The 20971-nt window shown below is 42.7% G+C and carries 18 protein-coding genes; 17 read left to right on the top strand and 1 reads right to left on the bottom strand.

The window, feature by feature from the left end; translation table 11 throughout:
• The first annotated feature begins 7 nt into the window (after positions 1-7).
• The 9 genes from AC1HDP_RS07250 (at position 8) to AC1HDP_RS07210 (ending at position 9193) form a co-directional block, all read left to right on the top strand.
• Entirely contained in the window at positions 8-2167 is a 2160-nt protein-coding gene (locus tag AC1HDP_RS07250; protein WP_479638232.1) for a chemotaxis protein CheA, read from the top strand.
• Positions 2168-2190: 23 nt separating this feature from the next.
• The gene (locus AC1HDP_RS07245) at positions 2191-3399 is read left to right on the top strand and encodes a protein-glutamate methylesterase/protein-glutamine glutaminase (protein ID WP_479638231.1); all 1209 of its coding nucleotides are present in this window, start codon (positions 2191-2193) and stop codon (positions 3397-3399) included.
• A 34-nt stretch (positions 3400-3433) separates the two neighbouring features.
• Positions 3434-3949, top strand: coding sequence for a hypothetical protein (locus AC1HDP_RS07240; protein ID WP_479638230.1), 516 nt, complete (start codon positions 3434-3436; stop codon positions 3947-3949).
• Positions 3950-3971: 22 nt separating this feature from the next.
• Positions 3972-4763 carry a ParA family protein gene (locus AC1HDP_RS07235; protein ID WP_479638229.1) on the top strand — a complete coding sequence of 264 codons (792 nt, stop codon included), beginning with the start codon at positions 3972-3974 and terminating at the stop codon, positions 4761-4763.
• The gene (locus AC1HDP_RS07230; RefSeq protein WP_479638228.1) at positions 4747-5748 is read left to right on the top strand and encodes a chemotaxis protein CheW; all 1002 of its coding nucleotides are present in this window, start codon (positions 4747-4749) and stop codon (positions 5746-5748) included. Before AC1HDP_RS07235 ends, AC1HDP_RS07230 begins: the two co-directional genes overlap by 17 nt.
• Positions 5749-5755: 7 nt before the next feature.
• Positions 5756-6247 (top strand): chemotaxis protein CheW, encoded by a 492-nt coding sequence (locus AC1HDP_RS07225; RefSeq protein ID WP_140933161.1) that lies wholly within the window; start codon positions 5756-5758, stop codon positions 6245-6247.
• A 272-nt stretch (positions 6248-6519) separates the two neighbouring features.
• Positions 6520-6924 carry a DUF2802 domain-containing protein gene (locus AC1HDP_RS07220; RefSeq protein ID WP_479638227.1) on the top strand — a complete coding sequence of 135 codons (405 nt, stop codon included), beginning with the start codon at positions 6520-6522 and terminating at the stop codon, positions 6922-6924.
• A 269-nt stretch (positions 6925-7193) separates the two neighbouring features.
• Positions 7194-7973, top strand: a complete 780-nt coding sequence (locus AC1HDP_RS07215) for an MlaA family lipoprotein (RefSeq protein WP_479638226.1) — start codon at positions 7194-7196, stop codon at positions 7971-7973.
• A 131-nt stretch (positions 7974-8104) separates the two neighbouring features.
• On the top strand, positions 8105-9193 hold the full coding sequence (locus AC1HDP_RS07210; protein WP_479638225.1) for a response regulator: 1089 nt from the start codon (positions 8105-8107) through the stop codon (positions 9191-9193).
• A 14-nt stretch (positions 9194-9207) separates the two neighbouring features.
• Here the strand turns inward: AC1HDP_RS07210 and AC1HDP_RS07205 are convergent, their stop codons facing one another.
• On the bottom strand, positions 9208-10713 hold the full coding sequence (locus AC1HDP_RS07205; RefSeq protein ID WP_479638224.1) for a peptide MFS transporter: 1506 nt from the start codon (positions 10711-10713) through the stop codon (positions 9208-9210).
• Between the two features lie 530 nt (positions 10714-11243).
• Between AC1HDP_RS07205 and AC1HDP_RS07200 the strand changes: the two genes are divergently transcribed.
• From AC1HDP_RS07200 to rfbD, 8 genes are all read left to right on the top strand, one after another.
• Positions 11244-11822: a transcription termination/antitermination NusG family protein gene (locus AC1HDP_RS07200; RefSeq protein WP_479638223.1), complete on the top strand. Its 579-nt coding sequence runs from the start codon at positions 11244-11246 to the stop codon at positions 11820-11822.
• Positions 11823-12527: 705 nt separating this feature from the next.
• Complete coding sequence (locus AC1HDP_RS07195) at positions 12528-15311, top strand: SLBB domain-containing protein (protein ID WP_479638222.1); 2784 nt, start codon at positions 12528-12530, stop codon at positions 15309-15311.
• 279 nt (positions 15312-15590) lie between these two features.
• Positions 15591-16562 (top strand): Wzz/FepE/Etk N-terminal domain-containing protein, encoded by a 972-nt coding sequence (locus AC1HDP_RS07190; RefSeq protein ID WP_479638221.1) that lies wholly within the window; start codon positions 15591-15593, stop codon positions 16560-16562.
• A gap of 124 nt (positions 16563-16686) precedes the next feature.
• A complete protein-coding gene (gene mntA / locus AC1HDP_RS07185) occupies positions 16687-17094 on the top strand; it encodes a type VII toxin-antitoxin system MntA family adenylyltransferase antitoxin (protein ID WP_479638220.1) in 408 nt (135 codons plus the stop codon).
• Between the two features lie 411 nt (positions 17095-17505).
• Positions 17506-18720, top strand: a complete 1215-nt coding sequence (locus tag AC1HDP_RS07180; protein WP_479638219.1) for a GDP-mannose 4,6-dehydratase — start codon at positions 17506-17508, stop codon at positions 18718-18720.
• Positions 18713-19123, top strand: a complete 411-nt coding sequence (locus AC1HDP_RS07175; RefSeq protein WP_479638218.1) for a four helix bundle protein — start codon at positions 18713-18715, stop codon at positions 19121-19123. Before AC1HDP_RS07180 ends, AC1HDP_RS07175 begins: the two co-directional genes overlap by 8 nt.
• A 4-nt stretch (positions 19124-19127) precedes the next feature.
• Complete coding sequence (gene rfbA, locus AC1HDP_RS07170; protein ID WP_479638217.1) at positions 19128-20042, top strand: glucose-1-phosphate thymidylyltransferase RfbA; 915 nt, start codon at positions 19128-19130, stop codon at positions 20040-20042.
• Positions 20039-20938, top strand: a complete 900-nt coding sequence (gene rfbD / locus AC1HDP_RS07165; protein ID WP_479638216.1) for a dTDP-4-dehydrorhamnose reductase — start codon at positions 20039-20041, stop codon at positions 20936-20938. Before rfbA ends, rfbD begins: the two co-directional genes overlap by 4 nt.
• Positions 20939-20971 lie beyond the last annotated feature (33 nt).

Raw genomic sequence — 20971 nt, 5'->3', positions numbered from 1 at the left:
TAAGTCAATGTCTTTTGATGTGGATGAAGAGATCCTTCAGGATTTTCTAATTGAAGCGGGCGAGATTCTAGAACTACTGCAAGAACAGCTAGTAGAACTCGAAAATAACCCTGACGACACGGATTTGTTGAATGCTATTTTTCGCGGATTCCACACGGTAAAAGGTGGCGCTGGCTTTTTAAGTTTAAATCCCATGGTGCAAGTTTGTCACCAAGCCGAAAATACCTTTGACTTATTGCGCAATGGCAAACGTAAAGTGACGTCAGAATTAATGGATATCATTTTACAATCCGTTGATAGCATTAATCATATGTTCTCTCAAACTCAAGCAGGCCAAGAACAAGAGTCAGCTTCTGCTGAATTACTTGGCGCTTTAACCCGTCTTGCTAATGGTGAAGTCTTAGCGGGTGAAGAGGGGAGCCCAAGCCACAGCGCTAGCCATGCTGCCGCAGAAGTTATTGACGAACCTGCTCCGCCAGAAGCGGCACCAACGTCGATTCGCGGTGATGGCACCATTGATGATATCAATGATGGTGAATTTGAAAGCATGTTAAATGCGCTGCATGACGGTGAGGCTAACGTCAATACCAATGAGGTCAATACGCCAAGCGCAGCGCCTATTTTCGACGGTTTTGGTTTTGATGATGAACCAAGTACTAGCAGCAATGATGACATCACAGATGATGAGTTTGAAGCATTGCTTGATAAGCTGCATAGCAACGAAAAACCGGCCGAAGTTAAGGCTATGGTTGAAACCGATGAAATTACTGATAGTGAGTTCGAGCGTTTACTGGATGAATTGCACGGCAGTCATGGCGCGCCGAAAGCGATTGAACCTGCGCCAGCTGTTACTAAAGCGGTTGCTGCAACGCCAGCTCCAGCAAAAGCGACTCCATCTCCAACACCAACATCTTCTATTGTACCTCCTGCGGCTAAAGCGCCTGCAGTCGTCCCTAAGGAAGCGCCAGCCACTGCCGCAAAATCTGCGCCACAAGCTGATACTACCCTAAGGGTCGATACCGCCAGACTCGATGAAATTATGAATATGGTCGGCGAGTTAGTGCTAGTGCGCAATCGCTTGGTAAGCCTTGGCGTGACCCGTGAAGATGAGGAAATGTCAAAGGCCTTAGCCAATCTTGATTTAGTCACTGGAGATTTGCAGGGCGCGGTTATGAAAACCCGCATGCAGCCGATTAAAAAAGTATTTGGACGTTTCCCACGGGTTGTACGCGATTTAGCGCGCACTTTAAATAAAGAAATCGATTTAGTCATGGTGGGGGAAGAAACTGACTTAGATAAAAACTTGGTTGAAGCGCTAGCAGACCCGTTAGTGCACTTAGTCAGAAACTCAGTGGATCACGGCATTGAGATGCCAGATGTACGGGTTGCCAATGGCAAACCTAAAACCGGCACAATTACGCTGTCAGCGAGCCAAGAAGGCGATCATATTCTACTTAAAATTGAAGATGATGGCGGCGGTATGGATCCCGCTAAGCTTAAAGAGATAGCCATTAAGCGTGGCGTTCTTGATGAAGACATGGCTGAACGAATGTCAGACAGAGAAGCTTACAATCTGATTTTTGCGCCAGGGTTCTCAACCAAAACCGAAATCTCTGATATTTCTGGCCGTGGTGTGGGTATGGACGTGGTTAAGACCCGTATTACCCAACTTAACGGTACAGTGAATGTGGATTCGACTAAGGGTGTTGGCACAGTTCTTGAAATTAAAGTTCCGTTAACCTTAGCTATTATGCCTACCTTAATGGTGGAAGTCGCGACGCAAGTATTTGCCTTGCCACTGTCGAGCGTGAACGAAATTTTCCATCTCGATTTAACTAAGACCAATGTGGTCGATGGTCAAATTACTGTGGTAGTGCGTAATCAAGCTATCCCGTTATTTTATCTCGAAAGCTGGTTGAAACCGCGCACTAATTTTAAACATGGTGATAAGAAACATGGGCATGCCGTAATAGTGCAATTAGGAAATCGCTTAATTGGATTTGTGGTCGATGCTTTAATTGGCCAAGAAGAAGTGGTGATTAAACCTTTGGGTAAATTATTACAAGGAACCCCTGGTATGTCAGGGGCAACTATTACCTCAGATGGCGGCATTGCACTAATTCTTGATGTGCCAGGAATGTTGAAATATTACGGTAAGAAACAATAACTAAACGCCAAATAAGGATTTTAATGGCTATTAAAGTATTAGTTGTCGATGACTCTAGCTTCTTTCGTCGTCGGGTAAGCGAGATTGTCAATCAAGATCCTGATTTGGAAGTCATTGGTACTGCCAATAATGGCATGGAAGCCGTTAAGTTGGCGAAAGAGTTAAAGCCTGATGTCATCACTATGGATGTGGAAATGCCGATAATGAATGGCATTATGGCGGTGCGGGAAATTATGAGCTGTCAGCCTGTGCCCATTTTAATGTTCTCATCCCTAACTCATGATGGCGCAAAAGCAACCTTAGAGGCGTTAGATGCTGGGGCGCTTGATTTCTTACCTAAGCGTTTTGAAGATATCGCTACCAATAAGGACGAGGCAGTGCTGTTATTGCAGCAACGCATCAAGGCCATTAGCCGTCGCCGAGTGACGCGGGTTATATCCAGCAACCGTAGCGATAGTCCTGTAAAAACTGAGCATTTAGGTGCTTTTCAGCAAGCAAAATCCAGTTATGAAGCGAGATCTAATAATGACGTCAGCGTTGGCAATGACAACAAGGCCAAACAGGATATCAAAGCGTGGGGAGTTAGTAGTGCAACTCATGCCAGTTTGGCTAAAGATACGCCGCCGCGGACCACCAAAATTAGAGGCTCAGGCAAGCAATATCGATTAGTGGCAATAGGAACGTCGACCGGAGGTCCAGTAGCGCTGCAAGAGGTATTAACCTCTTTACCTGCCAATTTTCCGCATCCGATTTTGTTAGTTCAACATATGCCAGCGGCCTTTACGCCAGCATTTGCAAGTCGTTTAAATAGCTTATGTAAGATTGAAGTCAAAGAAGCTGAAAATGGTGATGTGTTACGCGCAGGCTGCGCTTATTTGGCCCCTGGCGGCATGCAGATGTTACTTGAAAAAGACGGTAATCTTGGCCGCCTAAAAGTGTTACCTGGTCCCAGTGAATTGAATTATAAACCGAGTGTCGATATTACCTTTGCCTCGGTGGCAAAAATTATCGGCAGAGACACATTAGCGCTGATTTTAACCGGTATGGGTTCAGATGGCCGCGATGGTTCAAGGTTGATAAAAGAAGCCGGCGGCGAAATATGGGCGCAAGATGAGGCCAGTTGCGTGGTGTATGGCATGCCGCAAGCTGTTACTAACGCTGGATTAAGCAGTTATTCATTGCCGCTTGCTGATATCGGCGAGGCGATAATAAAAGAGACGGGTCGTGGCTAGCTCAAATACCAAGAGTTCAGATAAAAGCTTAACAATGTGGTCAGTAATATTAATTGAACTGGCCATAGTCCTGTTATTGCTGCTGTTTAGTTGGCAGCAAGGGCAAATTCGGCAGCAATTAACCCAAGATGTGCAGCGTTTGCAGGCAACGCAAACCTTAATCGTGGTAGGTAATGAGCAAGCGCAAGATTTTGCGACTTGGTTAAACAACAATCCAGAGCAAATTCAAACCTTATTGGCGGCCCAAGATGTTGACTCTGCAAGTGCTGAGCCCACGTTGGCCAAAAAGCCTGAAACAAAGCCTGAAGCCAGTGTCGCCGTTAATGTAGTCGCTAGCCTAGATGCAAACTCAATAACTAACCATAGTGATGAGCAAACGTCAGTATCAAGTAAGCAAGCACTAACTATGCCTAAAGCGCCATTAAAGCAGACGATTTTGGTAAGTCCAGCAACTCAGTCGGTTGAATTGTCAGAAGATGAACATGGGGTTAAAGTGCTGTTGTTGCCTCATGGTGGCATTCGCGTTACCACACGACAAGATAATCAATAATAAAAAATTGTTGGGAGAAAATGTGAAAGTTTGGACCATAGCCAACCAAAAGGGCGGGGTGGGGAAAACCACGACCGTGGTAACTCTTGCGGGCCTGCTAAATCAGCGCCGACAAAAGGTGTTATTAATAGATACCGATCCGCATGCCTCACTGGGCTATTACCTCGGGATTGACTCTGAAGAGGTGCCAGGCTCCTTGTATGATCTTTTTATGGCCAATAAACCATTGACTCGTGAGCTTATTTGCGAGCAAATCGTGCCAACATTAATTAGTGGTATCGATTTATTACCTGCCACTATGGCCTTGGCGACACTTGATCGCGCACTTGGTCATCAAGAGGGTATGGGGTTAGTGTTAAGAGACCTTTGCCGTTTATGTCAGCATGATTATGACTATGTCTTGATTGATTGCTCGCCAGTACTGGGTGTGCTAATGGTCAATGCATTAGCGGCTAGCGATCATATCATTATTCCTGTGCAAACCGAGTTTTTAGCCATTAAAGGACTTGAGCGGATGATTAAAACTATGAAAATCATGGGGCGCTCAAAATCCATCGACTATAGCTTTAGCATAGTGGCGACCATGTATGATAGACGCACTAAAGCAGCGCCTTTAGCATTAGAGACTTTAAGTCAGCATTATCATCAGCATCTGTGGTCTGATGTTATCCCTGTGGATACAAAATTTCGTGACGCAAGCTTAGCGCACTTACCAGCTTCTCATTACGCACCTACTTGCCGTGGGGTTGTAGCCTATGAGAGATTAGTTGAATACTTATTCGCTGGAAATTTACAACATGCCCAAGTCAGTTGATGAAACCGTCCTCGGGTATTTCAATGTATTGCTGGCGGAGCCCAAAGCGGCAAGCATAACCTCGGCTAAAGTGATTGAAATTCAAGGGTTAGCGAATATATCTGCCACTAAAGCGAGTGTTGGCAGTACTGCGCCAACTGCAAAAATTGATGACAGCTATGATGACTATGACGATTTTGATGATGTGGTCACTAAGCAGCTTACTAAAGCGCCTTACCAATGGATTAAATCGTCACTAGAAACTAAGTATCCCTTTGCACCTACAAGCCGCGAGCAGATGTTAGATAAATCGGCACTGGAAAAGCTACTCGCGCCATTATTTCAGGCGAACACTATCGAGGCGGTCGCTCAATCCAGCCAAACCATTAATACTTTATTGGTAGCAGATAAACAGGATATCGAACTTAATCCAATCAGCAGCGAGCCATTTGTTGAAACTCGATTAACTGAAAGCGCATTTACACAAACAGAATTAGCAACTCAAACTGGGATGTCGCCACCTAACAACATAAAAGATTTGGCAGAAGTACTCGAAAATGAATTTCAAGTACTATTCTTTAAAGTGGCTGGTCTGTTGTTAGCCGTGCCTTTAGTGAATTTAGGCGGCATAGTTAGATTAGAGCGAATGAATCATATTATTGGAAGGCCAAGTTGGTATTTAGGTGTGCAGCTTCATCGCAGTCGCCAAGTCAACGTAGTGAATACTTGCGCTTGGGTGATGCCAGAAAAATATGATAATAACTTAGCTCAAGGCATAAGTTATCAATATGTTGTATTATTAGAAAACAGTAACTGGGGAATAGCGTGCGAATCTTTAGTTAATGCAGTAAAAATTGATAAGTCACAAATTAATTGGCGCAATAAACCCGGCAAACGACCATGGTTAGCCGGTGTAATTCGGGAGCAAATGTGCGGCATTTTAAATGTGCCAGTATTAATACAAATGCTCGATGCCGGTTTAAGTTGTCAGGATCCGTTAGGCTGAGGTAATTATGTCAGAAACAAGTAGTGTAGCAGCCTTCGCTGCCAAGGATGATGCAGTTTTACAATGGGTTACATTTCATTTAGATAATGAGACCTATGGCATTAATGTTATGCAGGTTCAAGAGGTACTGCGTTACACAGATATAGCCCCTGTGCCCGGTGCTCCCCATTATGTACTTGGAATTATTAACCTGCGTGGCAATGTCGTGACTGTCATTGACACTCGTTCCCGTTTTGATTTACCTCCGTCAGCGGTTGATGACTCAACCCGCATTGTGATTATTGAGGCTGAAAAACAAGTGATAGGCATCTTGGTTGATAGTGTGGCTGAGGTTGTTTATTTACGCCGCAGTGAAATTGATAATGCCCCTAATGTCGGTACTGAGGAGAGTTCTAAATTTATTCAAGGTGTCAGTAATCGAGATAACGAATTATTGATTCTGGTAGATTTAGATAAGCTACTTTCTGAAGATGAATGGAACGAAGTGCAAGAAATTTAATTCAGTGCTTACTCAGAGCGCCAACTAATGTGTGGCGCTTTTTATTTTACTCTCTTCCATTTTTATCAGCCATACCATTTGTTGATTATCTTAGCCTTACGCTTATTTCAATGATTAGCCATTAGCCGTCATAACTCATCCTGGTGCTGGAATAATCACAGTTTCAACAGTTGCAATCTTGGCGTACATTTTGCTGATTAGTAATAATCACTAAGTGTTGACGCCAAGCGCTTATTAAATTTTGTCTGAGCGAGTTATTATAAGGAATAATCATGGAGGAATTACTGGTAATGGTAGCTGTAATGGCTAGTACTCTGGCATTTTTTTTCGTCATAGGGTTAGGTTGGTATGTCAAAAAACTCAGCCATAGAGTTGATGCGTTAGGAAAAATTATCAAGGCCAGCGACAAGCACAGGGAAGAGTTAAAGCGTGAGGTTATTGAATTGCGAAGTGGGACTATAGGCGTTGGTCGGCGGGTGATTGAGCTTGAAAATAATATTAGCCAGCAAGCCGCTAAACTAGAGGAAACCCAAGAGCATGATCCTAAAGCGCGCCTCTATTCTAGAGCCACTAAAATGGTGTCCTTAGGGGCGGATGTAAATGAGCTAATGATAGAGTGTGAGCTTCCCAGAGCCGAAGCAGAGTTGTTATTAAGGCTACATAGACAAGATGTCTGATGATTTAGTCTAAGTAAAATAATGGTAGAAATAGTGTGGCTGCTTAAAGTTAATCATTTAAAAATTCAAAGACATAAGTATGAAACTTTGGTTATAAGGGTAATTTACATTTTATCTTTCTTTTGTGTTGCCAATGGCTAGCGTCTTGGTATCCTATCACGTCATAATTTTGGCACTGCTTAAACTAACTCGTAAAATTCACCTTATACTTAAGTTTAGCACTGCACTTTACGTCATTTTATTTATTCAGTATTGATGGTGAAACCGAAATGAAACGATTGACCTTAGGTTGGGTCTGGGTGTCGTTATCAACAAGCTTATGTGTTGATGCTATTGCCAGTGAAACTCCAATCGTTGTGACTGAACCAGTTGCAACAGTAGTTTACAATGACCCAAGAGACCCATTTGAATCCTTCAACCGGGCGATGTGGCATTTTAACTATCAATATCTTGACTATTATTTGTATCGCCCGATTTCTCATGGCTATAAAGACTATGTGCCGTCACCGGTAAAAAGCGGTATCAATAATGTAGTTAATAATCTTGAAGAGCCGGCGAGCTTAGTCAATAACACCCTCCAAGGTAAATTTGGCTGGGCTGCAAATGCCGGTGGCCGATTTGTGATTAACTCAACAATCGGTCTGCTGGGAATGGTGGATGTTGCTGGCATGATGGGAATGCCGCGTAAGCAGGATGATTTTAGTGAAGTGTTAGGTTTTTATGGCGTGCCTGATGGCCCCTATTTAATGGTGCCAGTGCTTGGCCCTTACACTACTCGGGAAATATCCTCTGATTGGGTGGATGATCTCTATTTTCCACTATCAGAACTAACATTTTTACAGTCAGCGCTTAAGTGGGGCTTTAAAAATCTTGATGCTCGAGCTCAAGCGATTGATCAAGAAAGATTAGTGGATAATGCGCTCGATCCCTATACCTTTGTAAAAGATGCCTTCTTCCAACATACTAACTATAAGGTGTATGATGGAAATGTTCCAAAAAATCAGGATGATGACAAACTTCTTGAAGAGTATTTGCAGGAGCTTGATTAATCAATAACATGCTTATCACAACAAGAGCTATACCGCTAGCCGTTAGCGTTAGTGTTGGCTCTTGTATATGCAAATGACGGCTTAGTCGATGGCTGCTACTCTTAAGAAGCGATGAACTTAAGGGCTATGATATGTCGTTAAAAGATGTGACCGTGTTACTTGTAGAAGACGACCCAGTATTTCGAAAACTGGTCTCGGGCTTTCTTAGCAATCGTGGAGCCGAGATTATTGAAGCTGAGGATGGCGCTTTCGGCTTACAAGCATTTGAACATCATAATGTTGATGTTGTGCTTGCCGATCTCAGCATGCCCAATATGGGAGGCCTTGAGATGCTCAAGGCTATACATAAAATTGATCCTGCAGTGTGTTCCATTGTTATTTCTGGTAATAATGTAATGGCCGATGTCATTGATGCGCTTCGAATAGGTGCTAATGATTATTTAGTTAAGCCTGTAGTTGATCTATTTATGATTGAAGCGGTTATTAAACAGTACTTACAGCCGTTTCATGGTGCGAATGACATTGCTGAACTTAATCAGCTATCAATGTTGGAATTGTCAGAAAATCTCGCCTTATTACAAAAAAACACCGCCGCTGCGATGCATGTACAACAACAACTATTTCCCGCCAGCGTCATTGAATATCCTAATGCTAGAGTGCAGTACAGCTTGTTTAATGCCAGTGAGATTAGCTCGTATTTTATTGACTCAGCTATGGTCGATAATCGCTACATGGTTATGTATATGGCGCATTTTTATCCTGAAGATAATCCCGCGGCATTTGCGAGTGTGTTGCTACGAAGTTTTATTAATTTCAAGTTGAAAGAATATCGCAATAACCTTAGCAAAATGGTCATCGAACCCGGTCAAATGTTGATGTATTTAAATGAGCGGCTATTAAAGTCGGGTTTAGATATAGTGACGGATATGATTTATATCAGCTTAGATGTCGAAAGCTTTAGAGCGCAAATTTGCCAGGCTGGCTCTGGTTTACGTTGTTATTTAAGAAATCAAGATGGCTTGACTCCATTAGCACTAGCTGATTCCATGTCATTAGGCTTACTTGATTGGAGTAAGCCCAGTTCACAATTTCGCACCTTATTACCTCACGAAAAACTTTGCATTAGTAGTCTTTATCCCATACATCAACGTTTATTATTGGATGATGATTTTACTGGTTTACAAAGTAATGCCGATATTCCGGCTGGCGGTTTTATTTAAATTAGATAAGAATATTAGCGTTTAATTGCTTCATGCTCAGCAGTTACCGCTATCTCTTGCTCTAATATGGCTTCTTCACCGTGAATCTTTGATTCAGCACCATGCATCCAGTCAACTAATTTATCAGCCATGAAATAAAGTACTATGGATGAAATGGTGGCCGTAATGGCAATACCGGCAAAGATTGACATAGCGTTAGCTAACTGTTCTTCTTTACCACCACCGTGGCCAATCATAGAGCCTACAAAACCTGCTACATAGTTAGCCATAGCGATGAATAGGAACCAAGCACCCATCATCAGCGATGCAATGCGCAGCGGGGCTAATTTAGTCACCATAGATAAACCAATGGGTGATAAACACAATTCACCCATGGTATGGAAGAAGTAAGCTCCCACTAACCACCACATGCTCGATTTAGCGGTTGGGCTGCCTTCCATTTCTACTACAGCGCCAATCATAAATAAGAAACCAATGGCGAGTAAAAATAAACCTAAGGCAAACTTAACTGGTGAATTGGGTTCACGCTTGCCTAAGCGAATCCAAATCGATGCTACTACTGGAGCAAATAATACGATGAAAATAGCATTAAGTGATTGGAAGTAGGTGGTCGGAACTTCCCATGTGCCAATATAACGGTCAGTAAATTCGTTAGTAAATAAGTTCATCAAACCACCGGCTTGCTCAAAACCAGCCCAGAAGATGATAGTGAACAGGCCTAGCACCATAATGACCTTGATACGGTCCCGTTCGATTTTAGTCAGTGGCTCTTTACGCACATTACCCAGTTTTTCTTGACGTTCACGCTCCAGTCTTGCAGCAGGCACTCTACCTATATCACCTAATAACTTTTGGGCGAATAAGTATTGAATGACCAGTGATAACAACATACCAATACCAGCGCAGAAAAATCCGGCTTGCCAGTTGTTAACCATTATTTCTTGGCCGTTAACGATTTCAGTGTGGCCGAAATTGGTATAAGCCCAAGCAACTACAAATCCTGACAAGGCCGCACCTAAGTTAATGCCCATGTAGAAGATAGTAAAAGCACCATCGCGTCTATGGTCACCTTCTTCGTAAAGATCGCCAACCATAGTGGAAATATTTGGTTTAAATAAGCCGTTACCTAATATTAATGTGCCTAAGCCAATGTAAAACATAGTAGTTTCGGCGCCAGGGAACCAGGCATGTGGCGCAGCTAAGGTAAACTGGCCCGCGGCCATTAACGCACCACCAAAGTAAATGGCTTTGCGCTGTCCGAGATAATTATCAGCAAGCCATCCACCGATCAGCGGGGTTAAATATACTAACGCAGTAAAAGTACCATAAAGTGATAATGCATCAGCTTGTGTCCAGCCTAGACCCCCTCCGCCTTGTTTAGCTACTTGATCAACCAAATACAGCACCAAAATGGCACGCATTGCATAATAACTGAACCGTTCCCATAATTCGGTAGTAAACAGTAGGAACAAGCCTTTAGGATGGCCTAGCATAGTTCCCTGAGGTTTTGTTACGCTCATTAAATTCACCTTCAATTTGTGATTATCTCATAGCATTGGCTACGAAAGGCGCGCTCTGATTTAGTATTGTCCTTGCTTCACTAGTCAAGATTGGTGAAGTGGCTTTAGAGTCAACGCTGCTGTTTATTGTATTGTTTTATTGTAAAAGCCTTTAAATGCAAAAAAGCCTATCTTATATACCCTTTAAACTTGATAAAAGTCAACGTACAGCCTAAACGGCATTTAGGTAAAATCTAGATAATTTATCTGTAATGGAAAATAGCCTTGACCTTTAACGCCGCTAGGTTGGGTAAAACCGTTCAGATTTGGGGCAATGTAGGCGAATAGCGTGTGATTGTGTGATCTGAAGGAGACTCTAAAGGTGGATTAAGTAATTTTCATCACAAGGAGAGTCAAGGTTGGCGGCGCTTAGGTCACATTTGTCGCATAAATAAGGCAAGCAATAACCTTAGTAGTATTGCTATCAGGTGATGTTTTGGTATCATTCCGCGCAGAAATGGATGTCACTTTGTCAGCGAAAGAGAATTGTTATGAAAGCTTGGTATTTGCTCTATTGTAAACCACGAAATGAAATTAGAGCTCAGCAAAATCTTAGCTTACAGCACATCGACACTTACTTGCCCATGGTTCAACAGCAATCAAAAAATAGCCGTGGCAAGCTCTCTATAAAATCAGTGCCATTATTTCCTGGTTATCTTTTTGTTCGGTTTGACCCCGAAGTTACCGCTGCCTCGATGATAAGAAATACTCGAGGTATTGCTGCTATTGTCGATTGCCGCGAAAAAATGCAGCCATTATGTCATTTGGTTTACAGCGTAAAACGGCAAGAGCGCCTGTTAGGGGTGATTGACTTGACTGACGGCGTTCAATCCGTTGTCCATTCGCCTAACGAAGAACCTGAAGAAATACCGCATGAATTTAGCCAAGGCGAAATGGTTGAATTTATCGATGGACCCTTTAAATCGCTTACCGGTATTTTTGAGCAACAAGACGATAAAGCACGGTGCATCATACTGATGGAAGTGCTCGGTAGATTGCAAACCATTAAAGTGGCTAAGCAAGTGTTAACGCCAATAGTGCTTCCTCAAACCGTTGAGAAATCTCATTAATCAAAGATGAGGTGTTTGGTGGCTATGTACTGTTGTAGTACCAACGTAAAACCGATTTCTCTGAGTAAGCTTTTGTCAAATTTTCGTTTTTAGTGTGTGCGATGAAAAGTGGTTGAATTAGCCGCTAACAGAACAGTGAAAACGATAAATAGCTGCAGTTAATTTGCTTTATTGCTATAATTTTTCGCCTTGTGAAATGCTATTTCGATTAGTGACATTGGCCGATGCTTAACCAAGCTAAATTGAAGTGAAATTTGCATTAAATTTAGAAGTCAATAATAAATCCCAGTTGATGGGGGGCAATTTAGGAGCCGCAACCTATGGGCGGTAGCGTGTAAAAATTGCGTGCCATTCAAGAATATACTTATATAATCCCAGCTAAAACAGTCACTTATCAAGAATCCAAAGCTTGCAATATCGTCATTGCAATAAATCAAATAAGTAAATTACCAAGTCATACAGTAAGTGAGACTGGTGATGTTTACCTGATAAAACGAAATGCCTCTTAATGGTTTGGCGTGTCAGTGGTTGATTTAAGTCTTTGTAGCAAAATTTCCATTTAGCTTCTTTGTTGATCAACAATGGTCTTATTGACTCATTAACCTAGCAATCTCAAGACTAAAGTGACTGTCTAAAAGTTAGACACTAGTTTAGCTTCCTTCTTAATCGAGATATTAAATTTGTTTATTTTCATGGAGATATCGGGTGTACAGAACTTATAAAAAACTCATCATTGCCGGCGTAGCAACGCTGTTACTGATGACGGGGCAAGCACAAGCAGTAACCCCATCACCACAGATGATCGAGCAATTTAAAAAGCTCCCGCCAGCCGAACAAGAACGTGTTGCCAAGCAATATGGGATAGATCCCTCTATGCTAAACGGTTCTGGCAGTCGTGCTAATCAAACCATGGAAAATCCGAATTTAATTAATGCTCGTGGTCAACAAAACGGTAATGGTCAATTTGATCAAGCAGACTTTCAGCAGAGTGATATCGACAAAAAGAATAAGAAAAAAGAATTTGATTTTGAAGAAGGGCAAGATAAACAAGAACTAAAACGTTTTGGCATTGAACTTTTCGCCGGAGAGCCCACTACCTTTGCTCCGGTATCTGATGTGCCTGTACCATCAACTTATGTTATTGGCCCAGGCGATCACATCAAAGTTCAACTCTACGGTAAAGAAAATAAAGAGTTTGATTTAATGGTTGGCCGTGACGGTAGCGTAGAGTTCCCAGAACTTGGCCCTATCAGTGTTGCGGGTTTAACCTTTGCTGATATGCGTGAATCACTGACAAAACGTATTGATAAACAAATGATTGGCATGGAATCGAACATCACCATGGGTGAGTTGCGCTCGATTCGAATTTTTGTCGCCGGTGACGCCTATAAGCCAGGTTCTTATACAGTATCGAGCTTATCGACAGTGACTCAAGCGCTATTTGTTGCTGGAGGAATTAACGATATTGGCTCTTTGCGTAATATCCAGGTAAAGCGTGATGGTAAGCTAATCGGACGATTTGATTTGTACGATTTGCTGATGTTTGGTGATGCATCAGGTGATATACGTTTGCAATCAGGTGATGTGGTTTTTATCCCAGCAGTATCTGATTTAGTGCGAGTGAACGGTGAAGTTCGTCGCCCTGCTATTTATGAAATTAAAGCAGGTGAAACGTTAGGTGACGTGATAACTATGGCTGCTGGCTTGAAGGCTGGCGCTTATCCCAAAAGCAGTTCAATTGAACGTTATAATACCGATGGTTTACGTTCTATCAAGAATGTTGACTTAACTGCTGATGCTGGTCGTGCAGTAATGGCACAAAATGGTGATTTCGTTCGCGTTAAAACAGCATCCACTCAGTTTGAATCGGCCATCACTATGGTTGGCGCAGTCGTGCGACCTGGTAAATATCAATGGCATGCAGGAATTCGCGTCAGTGATTTGATCCCATCACTGTGGGGCGATTTGACTATTAGTGCCGATCTTGATTACGCCATAGTGGTGCGCGATGTTGATCAATTTGGCAATGTTGAAGTATTGCAATTTGCGCCTGGTCTTGCGGTTGCTGCTAAAGGAAGCGATCAAGATCTCGTGCTACAGGCAAGAGATAAAATTATCGTTTTCAATTTTAACGATGAAACCCAAAATCGTTATCAACTGAATAAGCTGGTAAAAGACAGAGTTGAAAAAATCACCGACTTAACCGGTGATAGCATGATAGGCACAGATTTATTTAAAGCCGGATTTGCCCAATTACAGCAGCGTGAGATTAATCAGCGTAATGAAATTGGTGGTGTAGTTTTAAATGATAAACAAGTTGGCATGGATGCTGAGCAACAAAAACTCATCACAGGTGAAGTTAACCGCATGCTGGCTAACTTGTTTGAAGATGATGATTTAATCAAACTTAGCGGCCAGATGAATCGCGGTGAATTGCTTTATCCGGTCATTATTAAGCTTAACAGTCAAGGACGCGCCGGTAACGGTGTACAAATTGTTGCGGTAAATGGTGAAGTTCGCTTTCCAGGGGTATATCCATTGACGGTTAACGGTAATGTTAAACAGTTAATTACTGCTGGCGGTGGCTTAAAAGAAGGCGCTTATACTGAGCGAGCTGAATTAACTCGTACCAAGGTAACGGCTGCCGGTTCTCGGATTGAACACAAGACGGTTGCATTATCTGAAGTGCTAAGCGGCAACAATGAAGCTAATACTGTGCTTGAAAGTCGTGATATTTTAACTGTGATGACAACGCCTGATTGGCAGGAATACCAATCAGTAGAAATTCGCGGTGAAGTAAAGTTCCCTGGGGTTTACAACATTCGCCGCGGTGAGACACTAGAAGATGTGATTAATCGTGCCGGTGGTTTTACTGAATATGCGTATTTGCCTTCCGCTGTTTTTGTGCGTGAATCAGTGCGCAAACAAGAGCAATTAGAAATTAAAAAGCTTGCCGACCAATTACGCCGAGATATAGCGACCCGTGGTGTATCGAAAGACGGTAATGTAGTTAATTACAGTGACGCGCAGTTAATGCTGACTGACCTTGAAAATATCAAAGCGGTTGGTCGTCTAGTGGTTGATTTGCCAGCGATATCAGTTGGCGTTAAACAAGCAGATATTCAGCTTGAAAATCAAGATATTCTATATATCCCATCAACCGTGCAAACTATTGCTGTTATGGGTGAAGTTCAGCATGTCGCGACCCATAGATTTAAAGGTGGGTTAACTGTTGATGATTATATTGGGATGTCTGGTGGTGATCGTCGCCGCGCCGATACAGCGCGCACCTATGTAATTAAGGCTGATGGTAGTGTGATGATGCCAAGTGGTTCATTCTGGTACAGTAACCGCGATGAATTAATACCAGGCGATACTATTATTGTACCACTTGATACTGAGTACAAAGACAATCTGACTTTATGGTCACAAATCACACAAATTATCTACAATAGTGCTGTGGCATTCGCGACAGTGGCTAACCTATAAATAATTTGAATCACAGAGTAGATGCTATCTGCTCTGTGATTGTTAAATTGTTTGAGTTAGAACTTATAATAAATTTCAATGTGTATTTAACTAAGTATCTTTAGATTAATAAAAAATCTAGGACGTTGATATTAGTTTTAATTTAAATTATTAAGCAATTAATTTTAGAGACTATTGATGTTGGTGAGTATTTAACTCTGATCAATTATCAATATTTTGCTATTCCTAATCGCTAAATCTCCTACTGTTAAGCATACAGAATTTCGAGTCTAAATATTAATGACCAATCAACTACAACAAAAATGCCAAGATGCTAATTTTGCCAATATGCAGCAAACTAACGATGATGAAATTGATTTGCGCGAACTATTCTCTGTCATCTGGCAAGGCAAATGGTTAATTATTGCTGTAACAGCCGTATTCGCCATAGCTGCAGTGGTATTTGCCATCATGCAACCGAATATTTATAAAGCCGAAGCTTTATTAGCCCCTGCAGAAACTGAGCAAAGTGGTGGCGGTTTGTCTGCATTAGCCGGTCAGTTTGGTGGCTTAGCCAGTATGGCGGGGATTAACTTAGGGGGTGGAAGCAGCGACAAAAGTCAGCTGGCTATTGAAGTCATGAAATCCCGGCAGTTTATTGGTGATTTTATTAAAAAGCACCAAATACTGCCAGAATTAATGGCCGCAGAAAAATGGGACATGGCTAACAATACTGTGGTTTACGACCCTAAGCTGTATGACGCCAATACCAACACTTGGGTGCGAGAAGTAAAAGCCCCATTTAAGCCAGAACCTTCATTGCAAGAGGCTTATAAAGCTTTTATTAAAATAATGGCAGTCAATAGTGCCAAAGACACTGGCATGGTGACAGTGTCGGTTGAAAGTGTTTCGCCTTATGTGGCTAAACAATGGGTTGACTGGTTAGTTGAAGACATTAATGAAGTGATGAAAAAGCGCGATGTGATGGAAGCAGAACGCGGCCAAGCCTTCTTAGAACAACAATTACGTGAAACCAAAATTGCCGATATGCGTTCCGTGCTTTACCAGTTAATGGAACAAGCTCAAAAAACCATTATGTTTGCTAACGTACGCGAAGAATACGTATTTAATACCATTGACCCCGCCCTAGTACCAGAAGAAAAGGCTAAGCCAAAACGCGCTTTAATTTGTGTGTTAGGCACCCTCCTTGGCGGCATGCTAGGTGTGATGTTAGTACTGGTTAGACATTTTGTTAGAAAAGAGCAAAACTAGAATCTAGAACGGCCTTCGGCCTCTTGGACTCAGCAAAAAGCGCTGCTGCTAGGACGCTCGTAAGCTCGCTCTAGGACCTATAACCGCATGCTCTAGGCCCTATCAACAATAAGATAAATTCATAATGGCTTCGAACGATTTACTGCCTTGTATTAAACAACTCGCCGAGCAAAACTCTGACATTGCTGCTGTTTGGTTGTATGGTTCACGAGCACAAGGGCGAGCTAGGCAAGATAGCGATTATGACTTAGCCATTGCGTTTAATGATTTTTCGCTCGATGCCTTAGCACGCTATGTGCGTCCACATAGTTTGGCGCTCGATTGGGCTGGCAAATTACAGTTGCCGGAGCAGCAAGTCTCTTTGGTAGATATTAACCAAGCACCTATCTATTTGGCATATCAAATTATCGACACTGGACAGCTAATTTATAGCGATGGTAGCGCTAGAGCGTGGCAAGAAATATCGCGTATCAATAGCTTATTTGAATACCAGCAGCGTGAGGCGCAGCTAGATAAGGGCTATAGCGCCTAGACCCTAGACTCTAAAAGTCGCGAAGCGACGCCCTATAAGGGCGAAGCCCGTTCTGGAACCTTGGTACACGATTATTTAAACATCGATGTGAACATCATCCGCTTAATAGTGGCGCAAGGCCGCTATCAAACCCTAAGCGGATTTTGCGACAAAGCAACAGATTTTTTACGTGGGTGTTAGGTTTTAATTTTGCTTTTTTCGTTGCCTATTGGAACAGTTTGAAGAAAGCAGTAAAACCTAGGCTTTACAAGGGCTGGCGCTTACTTGGAAATAAGAGCAGCTGTCTCAAAATGGATGAAAAGTGTCTCAGCTTAGTTTGGAAGGCTGAGTTTAAAAGTGAAAAATTTTGTGTTTGTCCCCCCTTTATTGACCATCAAAATGGTTAAGTTCAACAATTATTGGTAGTAAATAATGAAAATACTCGTTACAGGTGGTGCAGGGTTTATTGGCTCAGCAGTGGTTCGTCATATCATTAGCAATACCCAAGACTGCGTTATCAATGTCGATAAACTGACCTATGCCGGTAATTTAGAATCACTGGCGAGTGTGGCGGCAAACGAACGTTATGCTTTTGAGCAAGTGGATATTTGTGACCGTGCCGCCCTTGACCAGGTATTTACCAAGCATCAACCGGATGCGGTAATGCATTTGGCGGCAGAGTCCCATGTTGACCGCTCGATTACTGGCCCAGCTGATTTTATTCAAACCAATATAGTGGGGACTTACACTTTACTTGAAGCCGCCCGCCAGTATTGGTCTGAGCTCGATGCTGAGCGCAAAGCAGCTTTTCGTTTCCACCATATCTCAACCGATGAAGTCTATGGCGATTTACCACACCCAAACGATAATGCTGAATGTTTAATGGTGAATGATGAATTAAACCATTCAACACTCAACATTCAACATCCAACATTGCCTCTTTTTACTGAGACCACACCCTACGCCCCAAGTAGCCCGTACTCTGCATCTAAGGCAAGTTCAGATCACCTTGTGCGTGCTTGGTTAAGAACCTATGGCTTACCAACCATAGTCACCAACTGTTCAAACAACTATGGGCCTTATCACTTTCCTGAAAAGTTGATCCCGCTGGTTATCCTAAATGCCCTCGAAGGCAAGCCATTACCTATTTATGGTAAAGGCGATCAGATACGCGATTGGCTATATGTCGAAGACCATGCTCGCGCTCTCTATAAAGTAGTTACCGAGGGTAAAGTTGGTGAAACCTACAATATTGGTGGCCATAACGAAAAACAGAATATTGAAGTAGTCAAAACCATCTGCGCGATCCTCGATGAACTCGCTCCAATGAAAACCAATGCTGAATGCTCAGTGTTGAATGGTGAGTGTAAAGACAACTCAACACTCAACATTCAACATTCAACATTGACTGCTGCGCAGCCGACTTATTCATCACTCATCACTTATGTTACCGACCGCCCTGGCCATGACCGTCGCTATGCGATTGATGCAAGCAAAATGAGTGCGGAGCTTGATTGGCAGCCACAAGAAACTTTTGAAACGGGTCTACGTAAAACGGTTGAATGGTATCTTACAAACCAAGAATGGTGTCAACACGTACAAGATGGCAGTTATCAACAATGGATTGAGCAGCAATATAATGCTTAATGTTGAATGCTTAATTGTGATGAGTGAGCGTGAAACCATGGTTGAAAATCAGGTGCTCGATAAAGCGTTTCAATTTGCCGTTCGAGTAGTCAAATTGAATCAATATTTGGTTAAAAAACATAAGGAATATGTACTTGCCAAACAGTTGCTACGCGCTGGCACCTCGATTGCAGCCAATGTTAATGAAGCACAAGCCGCTCAAAGCCATGCTGATTTCATCGCCAAAATGGCCATTGCCAGCAAAGAGGCGAGAGAAACCCAATATTGGCTCAAGCTGCTATGTGCCACGGATTACCTCAATGCTGATGATGCGCATGTCATCACCCTTTTAGCGCAATCCGATGAGCTAATCAAAATCATCACTCGCATTGTTAAAACCGCCCAACAGAATCAAAAGAAGTAAAAACATGGAACACAACATTCAACATTCAACATCCAACACTCAACACAATACCAAAGGTATCGTGTTGGCTGGCGGCTCAGGTACTCGCTTGTATCCACTCACTCGCGGTGTATCAAAGCAATTGTTACCAATTTATGATAAGCCAATGATTTATTATCCTTTATCTACGCTTATGTTAGCGGGCATTCGCGATATATTGGTTATCACTACCCCAGAAGATAACGAAAGCTTTAAACGCTTGTTAGGTGATGGCTCCGATTTTGGTATCCGCTTGCAATTTGCAGTACAACCTAGCCCTGATGGCTTGGCGCAAGCCTTTATTATTGGCGAAGAGTTTATTGGCAACGATGCAGTCTGTTTGGTGTTGGGCGATAACATCTTCTACGGCCAATCATTCAGCAAAACCCTGAGAAATGCTGCGAACCGACTAACAGGGGCAACCGTTTTCGGTTATCAAGTGAAAGATCCCGAACGTTTTGGTGTTGTTGAATTCGATGCTGAAATGAAGGCGATTTCTATTGAAGAAAAGCCTACAAGGCCTAAGTCAAATTATGCAGTTACCGGACTTTATTTTTACGATAACAAAGTAGTTGAACTGGCAAAAGAGGTTAAACCGTCGCATCGAGGTGAGCTTGAAATCACTACGCTTAATGAGATGTATCTCAAAGCGGGCGAATTAAATGTTGAGCTGCTCGGTCGTGGTTTTGCGTGGTTAGATACCGGCACTCATGAAAGTCTGCATGAGGCATCCTCCTTTGTACAAACCATTGAGCATGTGCAAGGGCTAAAAGTCGCCTGTTTAGAAGAGATTGCCTTCCGTAATGGCTGGTTAACTAGCGACGAATTACGCGAACTCGCGAAACCCATGCTTAAAAACGAATATGGCAAGTATTTAGCGCATTTGGCGGATAAAGCATGAAAATCCTTATTACCGGTAGTAATGGCCAAGTAGGCAGTTGCCTTGTTAAGCAACTAAGTAAAATGCCAGAAATTGAGTTTTTGGCAGTAGATCGCGAGCAACTCGATATTACTGACCGCGAAGCAGTAAACAAACTGGTAAATGAGTTTAAACCAAACGCTATTATTAATGCGGCAGCACATACCGCAGTTGATAAAGCAGAAGATGAAGTCGAACTGTCTTACGCTATTAATCGTGATGGCCCACAGTTTTTAGCTGAGGCTGCTGAAACTATTGGCGCCACAATACTGCATATCTCCACCGACTATGTGTTTGCCGGTGATAAACACGGTGAGTATGTTGAGACCGATGCAGTTACTCCACAAGGGGTATATGGTCAAAGCAAACTCGAGGGCGAACGTGCAGTTGCCGCTGCTTGCCAACGGCATATCATCTTGCGTACAGCTTGGGTGTTTTGTGAGACTGGCAATAACTTCGTTAAAACCATGCTCCGCTTAGCACAAACCCGTGATGAACTAGGTGTGGTGAGCGACCAATTTGGTGGCCCCACCTATGCCGGTGATATTGCAGCTGCGTTAATTGTCATGGCCAAGGCACTCTATGCCGGTAGCGAGCAATATGGGGTGTATCATTTTTCTGGCATGCCACATGTAAGTTGGCAGCAATTCGCGGTTGAGATCTTCAAGCAAGCCAAGGCGCAGGGGCTCTTGAATAAAGAGCCAAGCAAAGAGGGGCATAAAGAGATGCAGGTAAATGCAATTACCTCAGATCAATACCCAACTCACGCCAAACGCCCAGCCAACTCCAAACTCAATTGCCAAAAAATAGAGCAAGCGTTTGGCATCCAGCCCAGCGATTGGTTGTCAGCGCTAAAGAATCTAGCTAGCTACCAGTAAGCAAATTTAACATTCAACATTAAGCATTTAACA

The organism is Shewanella sp. ISS20, from assembly GCF_056522965.1.
Note: the sequence above shows the minus strand (reverse complement) of the source record. Positions and strands in the feature narration are given on the sequence as shown.

Bases quoted from the DNA above. Each gene is read 5' to 3' on its own strand.
- AC1HDP_RS07250 (WP_479638232.1), top strand. From the start codon at position 8: ATGTCTTTTGATGTGGATGAAGAGATCCTTCAGGATTTTCTAATTGAA.
- AC1HDP_RS07245 (WP_479638231.1), top strand. From the start codon at position 2,191: ATGGCTATTAAAGTATTAGTTGTCGATGACTCTAGCTTCTTTCGTCGT.
- AC1HDP_RS07240 (WP_479638230.1), top strand. From the start codon at position 3,434: ATGTGGTCAGTAATATTAATTGAACTGGCCATAGTCCTGTTATTGCTG.
- AC1HDP_RS07230 (WP_479638228.1), top strand. From the start codon at position 4,747: ATGCCCAAGTCAGTTGATGAAACCGTCCTCGGGTATTTCAATGTATTG.
- AC1HDP_RS07225 (WP_140933161.1), top strand. From the start codon at position 5,756: ATGTCAGAAACAAGTAGTGTAGCAGCCTTCGCTGCCAAGGATGATGCA.
- AC1HDP_RS07220 (WP_479638227.1), top strand. From the start codon at position 6,520: ATGGAGGAATTACTGGTAATGGTAGCTGTAATGGCTAGTACTCTGGCA.
- AC1HDP_RS07215 (WP_479638226.1), top strand. From the start codon at position 7,194: ATGAAACGATTGACCTTAGGTTGGGTCTGGGTGTCGTTATCAACAAGC.
- AC1HDP_RS07210 (WP_479638225.1), top strand. From the start codon at position 8,105: ATGTCGTTAAAAGATGTGACCGTGTTACTTGTAGAAGACGACCCAGTA.
- AC1HDP_RS07205 (WP_479638224.1), bottom strand. From the start codon at position 10,713: ATGAGCGTAACAAAACCTCAGGGAACTATGCTAGGCCATCCTAAAGGC.
- AC1HDP_RS07200 (WP_479638223.1), top strand. From the start codon at position 11,244: ATGAAAGCTTGGTATTTGCTCTATTGTAAACCACGAAATGAAATTAGA.
- AC1HDP_RS07190 (WP_479638221.1), top strand. From the start codon at position 15,591: ATGACCAATCAACTACAACAAAAATGCCAAGATGCTAATTTTGCCAAT.
- mntA (WP_479638220.1), top strand. From the start codon at position 16,687: ATGGCTTCGAACGATTTACTGCCTTGTATTAAACAACTCGCCGAGCAA.
- AC1HDP_RS07180 (WP_479638219.1), top strand. From the start codon at position 17,506: ATGAAAATACTCGTTACAGGTGGTGCAGGGTTTATTGGCTCAGCAGTG.
- AC1HDP_RS07175 (WP_479638218.1), top strand. From the start codon at position 18,713: ATGCTTAATGTTGAATGCTTAATTGTGATGAGTGAGCGTGAAACCATG.
- rfbA (WP_479638217.1), top strand. From the start codon at position 19,128: ATGGAACACAACATTCAACATTCAACATCCAACACTCAACACAATACC.
- rfbD (WP_479638216.1), top strand. From the start codon at position 20,039: ATGAAAATCCTTATTACCGGTAGTAATGGCCAAGTAGGCAGTTGCCTT.